Source organism: Shewanella ulleungensis (assembly GCF_014648315.1).
Lineage (GTDB): Bacteria > Pseudomonadota > Gammaproteobacteria > Enterobacterales > Shewanellaceae > Shewanella > Shewanella ulleungensis.
Genome location: NZ_BMQW01000011.1, coordinates 1 through 15,546 on the forward strand (window position 1 = coordinate 1; position 15,546 = coordinate 15,546).

General features: G+C 40.7%; 14 protein-coding genes. 9 read left to right on the forward strand and 5 right to left on the reverse strand.

The features are described 5' to 3' along the window. Positions 1-154: 154 nt before the first annotated feature. The 5 genes from IEY40_RS16905 (at position 155) to IEY40_RS16925 (ending at position 4,951) form a co-directional block, all read left to right on the forward strand. Entirely contained in the window at positions 155-535 is a 381-nt protein-coding gene (locus IEY40_RS16905) for a hypothetical protein (RefSeq protein WP_188958265.1), read from the forward strand. A 48-nt stretch (positions 536-583) separates the two neighbouring features. After that, positions 584-1,561, forward strand: coding sequence for a transposase (locus tag IEY40_RS16910; protein ID WP_188958267.1), 978 nt, complete (start codon positions 584-586; stop codon positions 1,559-1,561). 316 nt (positions 1,562-1,877) lie between these two features. Further along, positions 1,878-2,168 carry a hypothetical protein gene (locus tag IEY40_RS16915; protein WP_188958270.1) on the forward strand — a complete coding sequence of 97 codons (291 nt, stop codon included), beginning with the start codon at positions 1,878-1,880 and terminating at the stop codon, positions 2,166-2,168. A 170-nt stretch (positions 2,169-2,338) separates the two neighbouring features. Next, positions 2,339-3,349, forward strand: coding sequence for a substrate-binding domain-containing protein (locus tag IEY40_RS16920; protein WP_188958272.1), 1,011 nt, complete (start codon positions 2,339-2,341; stop codon positions 3,347-3,349). 261 nt (positions 3,350-3,610) lie between these two features. Then, positions 3,611-4,951 carry a M24 family metallopeptidase gene (locus tag IEY40_RS16925; RefSeq protein ID WP_428848161.1) on the forward strand — a complete coding sequence of 447 codons (1,341 nt, stop codon included), beginning with the start codon at positions 3,611-3,613 and terminating at the stop codon, positions 4,949-4,951. A 204-nt stretch (positions 4,952-5,155) separates the two neighbouring features. Here the strand turns inward: IEY40_RS16925 and IEY40_RS16930 are convergent, their stop codons facing one another. Both IEY40_RS16930 and IEY40_RS16935 read right to left on the reverse strand, forming a co-directional pair. Beyond that, positions 5,156-5,662 (reverse strand): DUF1097 domain-containing protein, encoded by a 507-nt coding sequence (locus IEY40_RS16930; RefSeq protein WP_188958274.1) that lies wholly within the window; start codon positions 5,660-5,662, stop codon positions 5,156-5,158. 303 nt (positions 5,663-5,965) lie between these two features. Next, positions 5,966-6,217 (reverse strand): hypothetical protein, encoded by a 252-nt coding sequence (locus tag IEY40_RS16935; protein WP_188958276.1) that lies wholly within the window; start codon positions 6,215-6,217, stop codon positions 5,966-5,968. A gap of 316 nt (positions 6,218-6,533) precedes the next feature. Between IEY40_RS16935 and IEY40_RS16940 the strand changes: the two genes are divergently transcribed. Then, positions 6,534-7,598 (forward strand): GGDEF domain-containing protein, encoded by a 1,065-nt coding sequence (locus IEY40_RS16940; protein WP_188958278.1) that lies wholly within the window; start codon positions 6,534-6,536, stop codon positions 7,596-7,598. 18 nt (positions 7,599-7,616) lie between these two features. Here the strand turns inward: IEY40_RS16940 and IEY40_RS16945 are convergent, their stop codons facing one another. Together IEY40_RS16945 and IEY40_RS16950 are read right to left on the reverse strand one after the other, a co-directional pair. Continuing rightward, a complete protein-coding gene (locus IEY40_RS16945) occupies positions 7,617-8,432 on the reverse strand; it encodes a hypothetical protein (RefSeq protein WP_188958280.1) in 816 nt (271 codons plus the stop codon). A 149-nt stretch (positions 8,433-8,581) separates the two neighbouring features. Continuing rightward, the gene (locus IEY40_RS16950; protein ID WP_188958282.1) at positions 8,582-8,956 is read right to left on the reverse strand and encodes a hypothetical protein; all 375 of its coding nucleotides are present in this window, start codon (positions 8,954-8,956) and stop codon (positions 8,582-8,584) included. A 295-nt stretch (positions 8,957-9,251) separates the two neighbouring features. Here IEY40_RS16950 and IEY40_RS16955 point away from each other — a divergent pair, with 295 nt between their 5' ends. The 3 genes from IEY40_RS16955 (at position 9,252) to dbpA (ending at position 13,649) form a co-directional block, all read left to right on the forward strand. Beyond that, positions 9,252-10,811, forward strand: coding sequence for a methyl-accepting chemotaxis protein (locus IEY40_RS16955; RefSeq protein ID WP_188958284.1), 1,560 nt, complete (start codon positions 9,252-9,254; stop codon positions 10,809-10,811). 107 nt (positions 10,812-10,918) lie between these two features. Further along, on the forward strand, positions 10,919-11,785 hold the full coding sequence (locus IEY40_RS16960; protein WP_188958285.1) for a pirin family protein: 867 nt from the start codon (positions 10,919-10,921) through the stop codon (positions 11,783-11,785). Positions 11,786-12,245: 460 nt separating this feature from the next. Further along, positions 12,246-13,649 (forward strand): ATP-dependent RNA helicase DbpA, encoded by a 1,404-nt coding sequence (dbpA, locus tag IEY40_RS16965; protein WP_188958286.1) that lies wholly within the window; start codon positions 12,246-12,248, stop codon positions 13,647-13,649. Positions 13,650-13,778: 129 nt separating this feature from the next. Here the strand turns inward: dbpA and IEY40_RS16970 are convergent, their stop codons facing one another. Beyond that, on the reverse strand, positions 13,779-15,287 hold the full coding sequence (locus IEY40_RS16970) for a DEAD/DEAH box helicase (protein WP_229777145.1): 1,509 nt from the start codon (positions 15,285-15,287) through the stop codon (positions 13,779-13,781). Positions 15,288-15,546 lie beyond the last annotated feature (259 nt).

The window sequence follows — 15,546 nt, forward strand, 5'->3', positions numbered from 1 at the left end:
CTCTAACGAAGAAGTTGTTCAATCTGTATTGGTTAAAATGTGATGTATAACAAGTTGCCTAATTTCGCCGCAAACAGCGCGGCTGGGACAAATACTCACTGGGCTTCGCCCAACAACGTTCGCATTTACCCATTGGCAAAGCGTTAGGTGTGTCGTGGGCATTAGTGTTAATTTGAAGAAATATTTACTAGCCATAGCTGGCTTATTAGGGCTTGGAGGCGTTTCAGTGCAATCTAATGCGGTTGATGAACCATTATTCAAAAACATAAATCGTGAAGACTCTGAAATACAAAAGGCGCACTCATTAGCGGCAGAGACAATTAATCAATTCGAACAATATGTAAAAGAACAGCGTAACGTAACATACATGGCTAAGTTGAGGTTTAGAGATCCTGATTTGTCGGAAGAACTTGGTACTGATCAATTTCTATATATGTGGCTTACGAATGTCTTTTATCATGAAGAAGAAAAGTTGTTTTCTGGTACATTTTTAGAAGGGGTAATAACATGGCCACCCACGATATTGGCTAAATAACAAACAATAAACTACGCTTTATTTACCCTTTCCAAACGGTAATTAAAGATGGCCAGACCAAGACAGACAATCGTTAGCCTGGAAGATACACCTTACTACCACTGCTGTTCTCGAGTGGTGCGTAAGGCATTTCTATGTGGAATAGATAACTCAACAGGTGAGAACTTTGAGCATCGGCGGGAGTGGGTCGACTCTCGGATTCTAGAATTAGCGACTATCTTTGCCATTGATATCTGTGCTTATGCCGTGATGAGTAATCACTTACATGTGGTTATAAAAGTCGATGCTGATAAAGCAAAACAATGGTCAGATAAAGAAGTGCTCATTCAATGGCACAAAGGCTTTAAGGGCACGTTACTCACACACAAATACATGAAAGAAGAAGACCTTAACTCAATTGAGCTTCAAACGGTTAATGAATGCATTACTGAATACCGTAAGCGGTTAATTGATATCAGTTGGTTTATGCGCTCACTCAGTGAGCCCATCGCCAGAATGGCCAATAAAGAAGATAAGTGCACAGGCCGCTTCTGGGAAGGGCGCTTTAAGTCTCAAGCACTGCTTGATGAAGCCGCAGTTTTAGCCTGTATGGCTTATGTTGATTTAAACCCAATTCGTGCTCAAATGGCCGCAACCCCTGAAAGCTCAGATTACACCAGTATTCAGCGCCGAATAAATTCAGCAATCAAAGGCGAGCAACCACCAGAGCTATTACCGTTTGTGGGTAATGAGCGACTCAATTTGCCTAACGGGCTCATGTTCAGTGTCAAAGACTACATTGTACTGGTTGAAGATACTGGTCGGATAATTCGAGAAGATAAGCGTGGCGCTATTAGCTCAAGCAGTCAGGACATACTGAATAGATTAAACATCCCAGCAGAGAATTGGCTTAAAATCACTACAGAGTTTGGTGCATTATTTAAAGGTGCTGTCGGAGCATTACCCGCATTAACCGAATATTGTGAGCACCTAGACCGAAAACGACGACAAGGCGCATCAAATTGTCAACGTTGGCTGCAAGCTTAAATAAAACAGACTAGAAAATATTGTTTATCTACTGCTTGATTGATATCAGGTCCTTAGAGGTGAGCAGCGTTTAGTGTTTTTCTCCTGCAGCCTTCGTATAATCTTAAGTGGTAATATTTTTAGATTGAATTTGTCGATTTGAATAATAAAAAATAAGTAGATTTCCGCTCAGATGGTTAAACATAAAGGCTTTTATGTTTATCGGCCTAATCTTGGGTGGCATTTGCAGAAGCAGCATTTGCAGAAGCAGGAATATGCTTGTAGCAGAAGAGTATGCTCTTATGGAAGTTGTATTACCTAATGCAGAGGGAGCGGATTGGGCCCACTCACTCGATTTGCCTATTCTTCAATTCCTTTGCCACTAGATGATGTTCGCGCTCATTTACCTGAAGACATGATCAAATCAAACCATCCGGAAGTTTCAATATCCTATAAAGGGGAGAGGCTTATTAACGACCCTAAAGAGGATTGGTTCGAGTTTACTGGTAAAAAGGCAGGCAGAGCCAAGTGCAGTAATTCTAAGTCTAAAGAAAAGTGTGATGAGTACTCAAAAAAGTACCAGTCAATGAAAGAGGAAGCCAATAGAGTTATTTCGAGTATGAAGTAGCTCAGAGGTAATAAATTTATAACAAACGGCTGCATCGGGCAAAATTCCAATATTGGTTAGCCCATACTGATATGTACAGTCATACCGTATCAGCTCATATCTTTAAATGAACTCCTTTGCTATATTTATTGTAAAGCAGAGTCGCGCTCTGATGTCTTTTGGGAGGGTGTGTGGCTAAATTACTTGTGTTGTTTGTTGCCTTTTGTCTTATCCCCATTTTTTCTGTATATGGAAAAGAATTGAAACTTGCTGTGGTACCTAAATTTAATAGTGTTTTTTTTGAGCAAAGTAAAGTGGGGTGTATTGATGCGGCTGCTCAAATAAAAGGCGTTGAGTGCATATATCGTGGACCTGATATAAGCAATGTTAGGATGCAAGACCAAGTTATAAATCAACTAATTGATGACGGTATAGATGGTATAGCTGTAGCCGTTACACAGTCTAAATATCTCGTTAAAAATAGCCTGAAGAGAGCTAAAGAAGCAGGCATTCCGATTATTACCTATGATTCTGACTTTGATGCTTCAATTAACGAAGATCCTAATAATTTTCGTCTTGCCTACATAGGCACTGATAATTATGAATTGGGTAAAACATTAGGTGAAGAGTTAAAGAAACTAAGGCCTAATGGGGGAACACTAATAATGCAATCTGGGCGACCAGATTCTCCCAATTTGAATTTAAGACTGATGGGAGTCCGCTCTGCATTATCGGGGATCAAATACGATGCGCCTCCTGGGAGATTGCTTAATCACGATTCGGGTTGGACTGAAGTTAGAGAGCCTTTTTTTAATTTTGATCAGCTTGATCAATCTGTTAAACAAATGGAGTCAGTCATGAAAGGTAAGCCTGTAAAAGCAGACTCTTTTATTGCTGTGGGGGGTTGGGCGCAAAATGACCAAGCACTTTACCGTAAAATGATTACCCCGTTTCAAGCAAAAATTAGTAGTAACAAGGTTATTATTGTTATTACGGATACATCCTCTGAACAATTAACCATGCTGGAAGATCAACTTGCTCATATCAATATTGGCCAAGATCCATATGAGATGGGAAGACAAGCCATTTTGACACTGTATAAGATTGTCACAAAACAAAAATACGAGAAAACAATTCACACACCTATCATGGTTTGCACTGCAGATAATTTTGATACCTGTACCCAAAGTACCGGATTGTAATCATCTTTAATATCCCTGTTCTAGTTAACCTTATATTGCCAAACACGATAGTTGCCAGTTTGTGATTTTATTCGATTGAATTGACTGATTTGAATAATATAAATATCGAGGTTACCCAGTTAGATTATTAAGAATATGAGTCGTTTTATTTTCTTCAAATGAGTAGGATAGTTTGGCTCTAAATAGAGCTATAAAAATTTATTTTTAGATGCAGCCTTACCGTGTCTGCTTTGTTGCTAATAAAAGGAATTAATTTTGAGCATTTTCAAGTGGGTCTACTTTGCGTTTTTTACGATATTAATTTTCTCATCTAACTCATGGGCAACAAGTTCTGTTGAAGTCTTATCGATGCGAGACAGAGCTTCGTTGATAGACAATATATTGGTTAAACGTGTAGCACAATTATTACCTAAATTGATGGATGAACATCAGTTAGATATGTGGCTAGTTATTAGCCGTGAGTATAATGAAGATCCTGTCATTAAAACATTATTGCCTGCCACGTGGTTGTCTGCTCGTCGCACAACCATATTGGTTTTTGCTCGTAAAGCTGATGGTAGTATTGGAGCATATGCCATTGCACCTTATAACGTTGGGGATGTTTTTGAAAAAGCATGGGATAAATCAAAACAGCCAGATCAGTGGGTGGCCTTAAATGAGTTAATTGAACGCTATCAACCTAAAACGATTGGTATTAATCAATCAGAGCATTGGGCACATGCAGATGGTTTAGCCGCAACAGATAAAGACAATTTACTCACGCATTTGCCTGAAAAATATAAAACAAGAATTGTGTCAGCAGAACCTGTCGCCGTTGGGTGGTTGGAGCAAAGAATTCCCGAAGAAATTACCGTTTATAAAGATACCGTAAAATTGGCTCATGAAATTATTGCACAGGCGTTTTCGAATCAAGTCATCACGCCTGGAAAAACAACTACAGATGACGTGGTTTGGTGGCTAAGAGAGCGAATTGTTGAGCTAAAACTACAAACTTGGTTTCATCCCAGTGTGTCAATTCAACGCAGTGATGACGCGGCCTTTGAGTCCGTCTCGAGTTTGGTTCATGATAATGCACAGCAGATTATTTTGCCCGGCGATCTGTTACATGTTGATTTTGGCATTACCTATTTACGGCTAAATACTGATACACAACAACATGCTTATGTATTAAAACCTGGCGAGACCGACGCCCCAGATTATTTGCAAAAAGCGTTGTTATCAGGAAATGCTCTGCAAGATATATTTACTGGCGAATTTGCTCAAGGGCTTAGCGGAAACCAAGTGCTAGCGCGCGCTCGCAAGCGTGCAATTGAGCAGGGCTTAACTCCAACTATTTATACTCATCCGTTGGGATATCATGGCCATGGCGCTGGTACCACGCTGGGGATGTGGGACTCGCAAGCAGGGGTAGTCGGTGATGGTGATTACCCACTACATTTCAATACTGCTTATGCCATTGAGTTAAATAACGCTATTTATATTGAGCCTTGGAAAAAAGAAATTAGAATTATGCTAGAAGAAGATGCCATTTTTGACCGTTCTGGAGTGTGGTATATCGATGGCAGACAAACAGAGTTATTACTGATTAAACCCACCTTATGAGCGACAGAAATCATCAGGGCGCTTAGTAGTGTTTAATGGCGTCATATTATTTCAAGCTTGGCGTTATTCTATTCGTGTCCCGTACAAGATGAACTATAAATGAACAAAAGCCGATGTGTGCATCGGCTAGTGTTGAATGGCAATTTTGACACTGTAAATTTGTTATACATTGAAACGCAGGTTAGGTTTATTTCCCAATGATGCCTACATTTCTTTTACCGCATTTTCTTTTAAAGATTTAGCTGTTTTATTTGTTAATGCTGGATCTGTTAATGAAATAAATAAGCCTGTTAATCGGCTCATGCTATAGCCCAGTACTGCACCTAATATAAGCGGCGGTACAATGACGGCGATATCAGCATTGAGTGCAAAAGTGATACAGCAACCAATAAATGTTCCAGGAATAAACGCAAAGTTTTTGTTACTAGCTTGTAAGCACATAAAAGCGGTAACAATGCCGGTTAATGCATAACTAATGATTGGTGACCCCAGTGCACTGCTGCCTGCAATAATTAACCACCCCCAGAATACACCAGAAAGGTTTGTCATCATGGCCATAAGCATCCCTTTTACGCCAGTTTCTGTTTGAGCGAAAAAGGTACTACAACCGAGAAAACCGACCCAGGTTACGAGGTGAAATACATCAGCAAGACCGGCCCAAAGTGATGCTAATAATCCTGCTGAAATTGCAATTTGCCAACGATGCGCCATGGCCGCCTCTCAATATTTAAAAGTAGAACTCTGAGTTCTAAATTTAGCACAATAAGGGGCGTATATGCAGTTTTGTTTTATAAAAAGCGATCCAGTTCGCAAATAATCGCGATAGCTAATAAACGCTACATCCATTAACGAGCGGTTATTTTATAATGATTTCAAGCTGCTGCTCGTTATTATTGCCAGGGACTATTGCCAGGGACGTTAGCAAGCTGATTTGGCCGTTTATGGGGATGAGTTTAAGGTGATAGGTATTGGCGACGTTGGCTATTGAAGCTGTATTTCAATTAGCGGTTAACACTATTTAAAAGTCACTTTACCGCCAACCATTTTTAATGCTGGTGCGCCGCGGATTAAGGTTTCACGAGCAAATATTTGACCGCATCCAGGACATGTACAACTGACTTTTGTACAGTCTTCTACTATGCGTTCTTTGAAACATTTGATTAAGGCTCCTTTGCCACCTTTGCGATATTTAAACAGCTGGGTTTTGCATTTGGAGCAGAATATATCGACTGTGCGAGAAGGGCCTTTTTTATTCGGTTTTGCCATTTTTAGTCTTACATCCACATGTTAAAACGTATTTTTAGTGTCATAAAAACGCGGTTACCTTAACCGATAATGGATCAAGGTTCACGAGGTTGTTTTAATACAGACTCCGTTTACTGATTTTACAGTACCACACTATTTGTTGGCTAAGATGTGGTTAGTTGATGTTGGAGTAGGAAGTATTTAAAGGCGTAACCTTTTAATATTTAGCAAATTGTTACTATTTGGTCTAATCTTTTAATCACGTTATTATGCTTTAACCAATCATATGGCCATTTAGTGTTGGTCGTTGTAATTGCTATACAGGAACACAATATTAATGGTCATTTCTAATTTATGGGCAAGCGAACTTGAGTATCGACGAACAGTTTTAAAGGCTGTGTTGATTGTTATTATTGTCGCGGGCAGTATTTTTGTCGTAAATAACTGGATTGGCGGTTTTAAAGTGTACGCAATGGTCGAATTAGCCATGGTGTGTCTTTGTGTCGGTATTCTTGTGATTCATAAAACGACACCAAACCTTACCTTGTGGTGCTTAGTATTTTTATTTGCGCTATATAGCGTTATTTTGATTGGTATTTATGGTTCCTCTTTTAATTCTGGGTTATTTACTTGGCTGTTTATTATCCCTGTATTGTCTTATCTTTTGTTGGGTATAAAGCTCGGTACTTTATACACGAGCGTATATGTAGTAAGTGGGATAGGCATTTTGGTTTATGCATTGATATTTGATATCGCCGAAATTTATCCGATTACTATCGCTAATATTGTTTTGTGTTTAGCGGCTATTTGGGCGTTATCTTTTAGTTATGAGTATAAGCGAGCCGAAGCAGTAGAGCGTTTACAAAAAATGGCATCTTTAGACCCATTAACCGGCCTAAATAATCGCTTACTATTAGATTCGATCTTCGGTATGTTATGTGAAAGCTTGCCTGAACAACATCAGTCTGTGTCGGTATTGTTGCTTGATCTTGACCATTTTAAACGTGTAAACGATCAATATGGTCATGATGTGGGTGATAAAGTGCTCGTTGAGGTGTCTCGTGTACTTAATCAGGCTCGTCGTCAAAATGATTGGGCCTTTCGTTTAGGTGGTGAGGAGTTTTGTATGTTAGTTCCTAATACGAGTTTGCAACAGGCTGGACACATTGCTGAGCGTTTACGAAAAATGATTGATCAAGTTACTGTTATCGATGGTTGCGATATTAACTTGAGTATCAGTATTGGAGTGTCTCGTTGGCCTGAAGATGGCGATCATTTTTCACACATTTACAAAACGGCAGATGCGCGTTTATACCAAGCCAAAATGACAGGCCGAAATAAAGTGGTTACCGGCGAGCAACCTATGGCGAGTACTGATGCTACCATTTCAGCAAATAGTTAGCTGATTTTACGATATTGGTTAATGCGGCTTTTTGAGCTTATTCACTCTGTTATTAATGGCTTCAGTGAGCTGTTGTTTTTGTTTATCTTCACCACAAAACTCAGCAAACCCTAATCCCCATCCATGGGGATTAACTTGGGTCGCTAGATTGACTACTTTGTAACAGTAATCCCCTTGTTTAACGATTCGATTAGGGTCTAATTTGTGATTCAACGTTTGAGGTTGGCTAGTATCTATTTTGGGTGTAAGTTCGATAAAGTCTAATGTTGCATCCATCTCACTCATTGTCCCCACCGGCTTATTTTTTGATGCAGCCTGCAAGTCAATTAGCTGTTCAAATTGTTGATTATTATGTTGTTGAATATAGCGGCTTGTAGCTTGTTGCAATGAGGTTGTCACATTGGTGGTATGGGTTGATACGTTTTGCTTTACTTCTGTTTTGAGTGCAGGCTCTTTAGGGTTTTGTTTGGTTGCAACTGGTAATGTTGCGGTTGCTATTATAGGTTCTATTTTAGCTGGTGCTGTTGCTGGTGGAAGGGGTATTACAGCTTTAGGTGGTATTAAGACTTCTTTAGGCGTTGAATGCTCATTATTACGTTGCATTAATTGGTATTGTTGCGCGGTTATTAGGTAACTTTTTATTGCCGTGTATTTTACCGGCGTTGTGAGAGCCGCCACTCTTTGTTTGGTGTCTTTTTGCCAAAACCACCCGATGAATATAATCAGTACGCTATGCATTACTAACGCGTAGATCAATGGCTTATATAAGTGCTGTTGATCAAGTACGTTAACGTGTCTGTTGGTGCCTTCTTTACTGGTTTTAATGCGAGTCATTTAGCGTCTGTGTCATTTTACTTTGTCATTGTTACCTTTGATTGTTAATGGAACGTAAAGTTCAAGTGTGTTGGTATGTTAAATGCTGAGTGATTAATGAGCTAAGAGCGGTAGTGTAATCAATTTTAACGCTCCTTTTCTTGTGTGAGCTACTCGTTTTTGAGTGATGTTACTGTTAATCGCTCTTGATTAGATAAACGAATTTGTATGCCATCGATGGTGGTAATTCGTTGTTCTTGAATGTCTTTTTTGCGCACTTTATAACTCGCTGTCATCGCTTCAATCGGTGATGAAATGGTGACTTGAACAACCGTGTTATCGTCGTACCAACCCCAGCCCCAATAACCCGCTGTTGCTAGCATTGAAAGTGCAATCATGGTGTAAATTATCACCCTGCTTAGCAACGGGGGCTTTTCGATATGAACTGTAGTGTTACTGTGAGTCACTTTGTTGCTTCGCCCTCGTCGTAAATACACTACAGCGCCAATAATAACTAACATGGTAATGAGGATTTTTGTTAACACGTTATCGTCCTAAAATTGTAAGTTAGCTTTGATTATACGGTGTTTTGCATTGTTTACCGTTATCTACTACACATCATGAGTGCGACAAACGAGATTGCTTGCCGGGTGTTTTTATTATCATGACTTTTATGGCGTGATCTGAATCGTTTTCAATAAACGTTATATGTGATCTATTCTAGGTATTTTGATTACATTGTATTTTTACTTGTTAAAGCCGCGAGGCATCACATAAAAATGAGATTGCTTGAATAATAATCAACAACATGGCCTACATAACAAGACTACATAAATCAACATGACTGTAAAAGATATTATCGATGAAGAACTCGTCTATCCGTCGGATTTTAAAATTCTCTCTACCACCAATCTAGATAGCATTATTACTCATGTTAATGATGATTTTATTGCGGCTTGTGGCTACTCCAAAGAAGAGTTAATCAATCAGCCGCATAATATTGTTCGCCATCCTGATATGCCTAAGGCTGCATTTGCTAATTTGTGGGATACCATTAAGCAGGGGCAAAGCTGGATGGGCTTGGTTAAAAACCGCTGTAAAAATGGTAAGTATTATTGGGTAAATGCCTATGTTACCCCAATAAAGCGTAATGGCATTATTTGCGAGTATCAGTCAGTAAGAACACAACCCGACCCTGAGTTAACCCAACGTGCTCAGGCTTGTTACGATGCAGTTAATGCGGGTAAAGCGGGTAAAGCGGCAAAGCCGAAGTTTGGTGCCAGTATTATTACCAAGCTATTTTTAACTTGGTTGTGCTCAGTCATTCTGTTCATTAGTCTGCCTTATTTAAGCTCAACATTTGCTGTTTTTGTGCTTGTTGCCGCTGTAATGTGTTTTTGTGTGCCACTCTATTTTCTGAAACATCGTTTTGAATCGGTTCTCGCTGTCAGTAAGACAATACACAATAACCCGCTTAACCAATTTGTTTATACCGGTTATACCGATGAGTTATCTCATTTAGAATTAAGTTTGCGTATGCAAAAAGCTGAAACATTGGCCGTTATTGGACGAATTAAAGACAGCGGAGAGCATCTTCAGCAAGGTTTAGACGAACACCAGCAACAGAATGAAGCGAATCAAAGCCAACTTGTTGAGCAGTCTCAAAACCTTGAACAAGTTGTTACCGCGATTGGGCAAATGAGTTCATCTGTTACCGATATTGCGCAGAGCACGACCAACTCAACAGCTGAAATTCATAAATTGGTTGCCCAAATACAGGCCACTAGAGTTGCGTTAACTAATAGCCAAGCAGCAACGACAGAGATTAATCAGTTACTTTCTGAGTCTCGGACTGCGATTTCATCATTAAATCAACAATGTCAGAACGTTAACCAGGTCGTCGACGTTATTGAGAGTATTGCGCAGCAAACAAATCTACTGGCGTTAAATGCAGCCATTGAAGCTGCACGAGCTGGCGAAACGGGTCGGGGCTTTGCTGTTGTTGCTGATGAAGTACGTAACCTTGCAAGCAGGTCGGCAACATCTGCAAATGAAATCCATAAGATTATCAATACACTTAGTCGCACAACGGCTGAGGCAGTTGAGCAAATGGAGCAAAGTCATTTACTGACAGATAAAAGCATCGACTCGGGTAATATGCTTGAGCAAAGCCTAACAACGGTAAGCCAAGTGATGGCAACAATTGAGAGCAATGGTGAACAAATATCGGTGGCGGCAGAAGAGCAAGCTGCTGTTGTTAATAAAATTTATACCAATGCGATGACACTCCAGCATGGTATTAATCAATTTGAGAAAAATTGTCACAATGCCGCGATACATAGTCAAGATATTAGCGCTCAAGGCAATAGACAAACGGAGTTAGTATTGCAGTTTAACTAAACTTATTATCGATTTAATCGAAAAAAAATAACACTATTATGCAATATTTATTCGGTTAGCTGGCTGTTATGCTGTAAATATGATTTGACTGCGCATTGGGTTTTATAATGAAAGTGTTACAGCGTTTTAGTGCGTTACCAGCAATGGACGGTGATGGGGTCAATATCAATCGCATTAGTGATTTTGAGCAACTTCGTTTTGATCCTTATTTAATGATAGATGAAATTAAATCTGACGATGAGCAAGATTTTATTGGTGGTTTTCCACCTCATCCTCACCGAGGTGTTGAAACTTTTACCTATATCCGTAAAGGCGGGTTCGAGCATCGCGATCAACTCGGAAATGTTAAACCTATACGTGCTGGCGATGTACAGTGGATGAGTACCGGTCGCGGTGTGGTGCACTCTGAAATGCCATTAGCAGATGCAAAAGAAGGGCTGCATGGTTTTCAAATTTGGCTCAATATGCCAGCTAAAGACAAAATGCGTGCGCCGATATATCAAGATAGTCTCAACCAACATAAGCCCCAAGTGAGTAATGAGCACGGTGCCACACTTTTTGCGTTGGCGGGTGCGTGGGGTTTCAACCATAATCCAGTAGACATTCATGCTGCTATTGATGGGCTGGCGGGTAATGGCGCTATTGCCGATTTAACCTTAAAGCCATATGGTCACGGCACGCTGAACCTCGAGCGATTTAAGACTGTCTGTGTCTATATTTACCAGGGTGAGCTGCATTATATTGATAAACAAGGTTTACGCGAAACCGCAGGTGCAGGGCAGTTTGCGGTATTAGATGCCCTTGATGTGTGCCATTTTCAGGCAGAAGACAAAGGTGCGGGTTTATTGATTTTGGCCGGTAACCCCATTAACGAGTCAATAGTGCAAATGGGGCCGTTTGTGATGAATACTCAAGCAGAAATTGATCAGGCTGTGCGAAATTATCAACAAGGGCTTTTTGGTCAAATTATATAGTTAACGAATCATAAAATATCCCTGTTTGAGAGAAAGATTTGTCAGCGAAAGCTGAAGAAAATTGCTACAATAGCGCGTATACCCAATCAACTTGAAGAGACGTGTTTCAGAGCTTCACCGTGTTTTTAATACTAGGCGCGTTAATGCAGTAATGTAGGTACCTTATAAATTAGCGCAACAACGTAGTGGTAACACGATGAAACTCCCAAAGGGCAAGTTTTACACGCGTTTATGCTGTGTTATTGATTTTGGAAAGGGAACAACCATTACCCGCAATCAATGCCTTGCCTAAACGCGTGTAAATTCTTGCTGAAATCGAGCATCTTCAGGTTGATTGGGTATATATGGCCAAGGACAATTTGATGTGTAGCATTCGCTATACTGACAATAATCACCTTGGCTAATTTGTTTGTGCAGCACTTGCGTGCTTTTTAGCTTTCGATATCAGAGGATATTCGCCTTGAGTCAGTCTACTGAACAAGCCGTTAATACGGCTTTCGCATCACTTAATTTAAAAACTGAATTGCTTGAAAACCTACAAACCATGGGTTTTGAATCTATGACTCAAATCCAAGCAGAAAGCTTGCCGCCAATTTTGGCCGGTGAAGACGTGATTGGCCAGGCAAAAACAGGTTCAGGTAAAACTGCTGCGTTTGGTTTAGGCTTGCTAAATAAGCTTGATGTAAAACGTTTTCGTATTCAAACCATGGTGTTATGCCCAACACGTGAATTAGCTGACCAAGTAGCAGAAGAAATCCGCACGCTTGCCCGCGGTATTCACAATATTAAGGTATTAACCTTATGTGGTGGTGTGCCAATGGGGCCACAGGTTGGATCGCTTGAACATGGCGCGCATATTATTGTTGGTACGCCGGGTCGTATTGTCGATCATTTAGATCGTAACCGCCTAGATTTAAGCAACATGAATATGTTGATTTTAGATGAAGCCGACCGCATGTTAGAGATGGGTTTTCAGCAGCACATTGACCAAATTATTTCTGCCGCGCCGCGTGAGCGCCAAACCCTATTATTTAGCGCGACATTCCCTGAGCAAATCAAATCGATCGCTGACCAAATAATGTACAACCCTGTGATGGTTAAAGTTGAACAAAAACATGACAACTTAACCATTGAACAACATTTTTACCGTGTTGATGACAATCATGGCCGTCTAGAGGCCCTGCGCTTATTATTGCTTGATAAGCAACCACGTAGCTCGGTAGTATTTTGTAATACTAAGCGCGAAACTCAACAAGTGGCTGACTCATTAGCCGAGTTTGGTTTTAGTGTGTTAGCACTACACGGTGATTTAGAACAACGCGATCGCGATCAAATGTTATTACAATTTGCTAACCGTAGTGCGCGTATTTTAGTGGCGACCGATGTTGCCGCGCGCGGTCTAGATATTGATGAGCTTGATGCAGTATTTAACTACCATATTGCTTACGATACTGAAGTACACATTCACCGTATTGGTCGTACTGGCCGTGCTGGTAGTTCGGGTGCTGCTTACACCTTCTTTGGTGAAGATGACGGCTACAAAATGGCTATGATTGAAGAAGCCATGGGTAAAGATGTTGTCAGCGAAACACTGCCACCAATGAGTGCGTTAAACAAACAGCCACAAGCGGCTGAGATGATTACCATTCAGATTGATGCCGGTAAAAAGCAAAAGATCCGCCCTGGTGACGTTGTTGGCGCTTTAACCGGTGATAACGGCTTAGACTTTAATGATATTGGCAAAATCAAAGTGACTGAGTTCCGTGCTTATGTTGCGGTAACCAGCAAAGTGTCGAAGCAAGCACTGAATAAATTGAATAAAGGTAAGTTGAAAGGTCGTAATTATCGAGCCTGGTTTATGTAATGGTAAGTGATGTTTAAACAAAAAAACGCTGAACAATGTTCAGCGTTTTTTTTGTTGCCTAATGACTTATTGAGTAAGTCATTATTATGATAAGCGATAAGGCATCAACCTTATCGCTTTATAGCAATGTTAGCTTCTTATTTTGGCATTAGCATATGGATTAACACTGGCTTTTGAAGCCGGAGCACTGCCTGTATTGCTGCTTGTTGCAGTGCCACTAGTTGCACTGCTATTTCCTGCGCCACTGCGACGTGGTGGACGATTACGCTGTGGAGGTTTGTTACCATTAGCGATCGCTTCTTGTCTGTTTCCAGGCGCTTTGGGTTTGCTAGCGCCTTGTGATTGACCATCATTGCTGCGTGCTTGCTGGCGTGAATCATATTTACGCTCAGGCTTATCAGCATTATTGGTATTTTGCTGTGCATGCTTACTGCGGTTTGGGTTTGGCTTTTTAACGCTATTGGCTTTATGACCACCAGAGCGACTGCCTGCTTCTGGGATAGTGAAGGGGGCTTCAAAACCTGCAAGTTGCTTACGCTCAATAGTACGCTTAATTAATCGCTCGATATCATGCAGTAGCTTAACTTCTTCAAGACCGACTAATGATACTGCTTGACCCGTTGAGCCCGCACGGCCTGTACGGCCAATACGATGAACATAATCTTCAGGTACGTTTGGCAAGTCAAAGTTAACCACAAATGGCAGTTGATCGATGTCGATACCACGTGCGGCGATATCTGTTGCTACCATTACTTGTACTGTACCGGCTTTAAAGTCTGCCAATGCTTTAGTTCGGGCTGTTTGGCTCTTATTACCATGAATAGCGGCGGCTTTAATGTTGGCTGCTTCTAAACTTTTAGCTAAACGGTTAGCACCATGTTTAGTACGCGAGAACACCAACACTTGTTTCCAATCATTGGTTTTAATCAATTCGATTAATGCCGTCGACTTACGCGTTTTATCCAGTGGGTACACGCACTGGGTAACGGTGTTAGCGGTGGCGTTACGCGGTGTCACTGAAATCTCAACCGGGTTATTTACTAACCCTTTGGCTAATTCGCGGATTTCATCGGAGAAGGTTGCCGAAAACATCAAGTTTTGACGTTTAGGTGGCAATAACGCTAATACTTTTTTAATGTCGCGAATAAAGCCCATGTCTAACATGCGGTCAGCTTCGTCTAACACTAGAATTTCTAATTTGCTGAAGCTAATGGCTTTTTGTTGGCATAAATCGAGTAATCTACCTGGAGTAGCCACTAAAATATCAACGCCATTTCTAAGAGCCGCTAGTTGCGGAATAATAGAAACACCACCAAACACAACAGCTGATTTTAACGGTAGGTTGATACCGTAAGTGGCTACACTTTCTTGTACCTGTGCGGCTAATTCACGCGTTGGAGTCAATACTAATGCACGCACTTGGCCACGCTGTGCGCGGTTGCCTTTTGATAATATTTCTAGGATTGGCAGGGTAAAGCCTGCGGTTTTTCCTGTCCCAGTTTGGGCTGCTGCCATGACGTCTTGTCCGGCTAGTACTGCTGGAATGGCTTGTGCTTGAATAGGAGAGGGGGTGTCATAACCTTGTTTTTCAACTGCTTTTAAAATAGCAGCATTCAGACCAAGTGAGGCAAAACTCATAGAAAAATCTCTTTGGGCAACATATTGTTGCTTTGAATAAAAGGTAGCCAGAAACGGCGGCCGTGAAGCTTACCTGAAAACGGCTATAAGTGCTATTAAACTCTTATTATAGCTGCTAGTGCGAAGCCTTTTGCGCTTACTGTGCCTACTAAGGACTGTAATAGCCGACAGATACACAGAATATAATGATTTAGAATGAAATAGTGTTAATCTTGAGGCATCGATCAGTGCTAAAACTCAACTTATTACATACAATAAA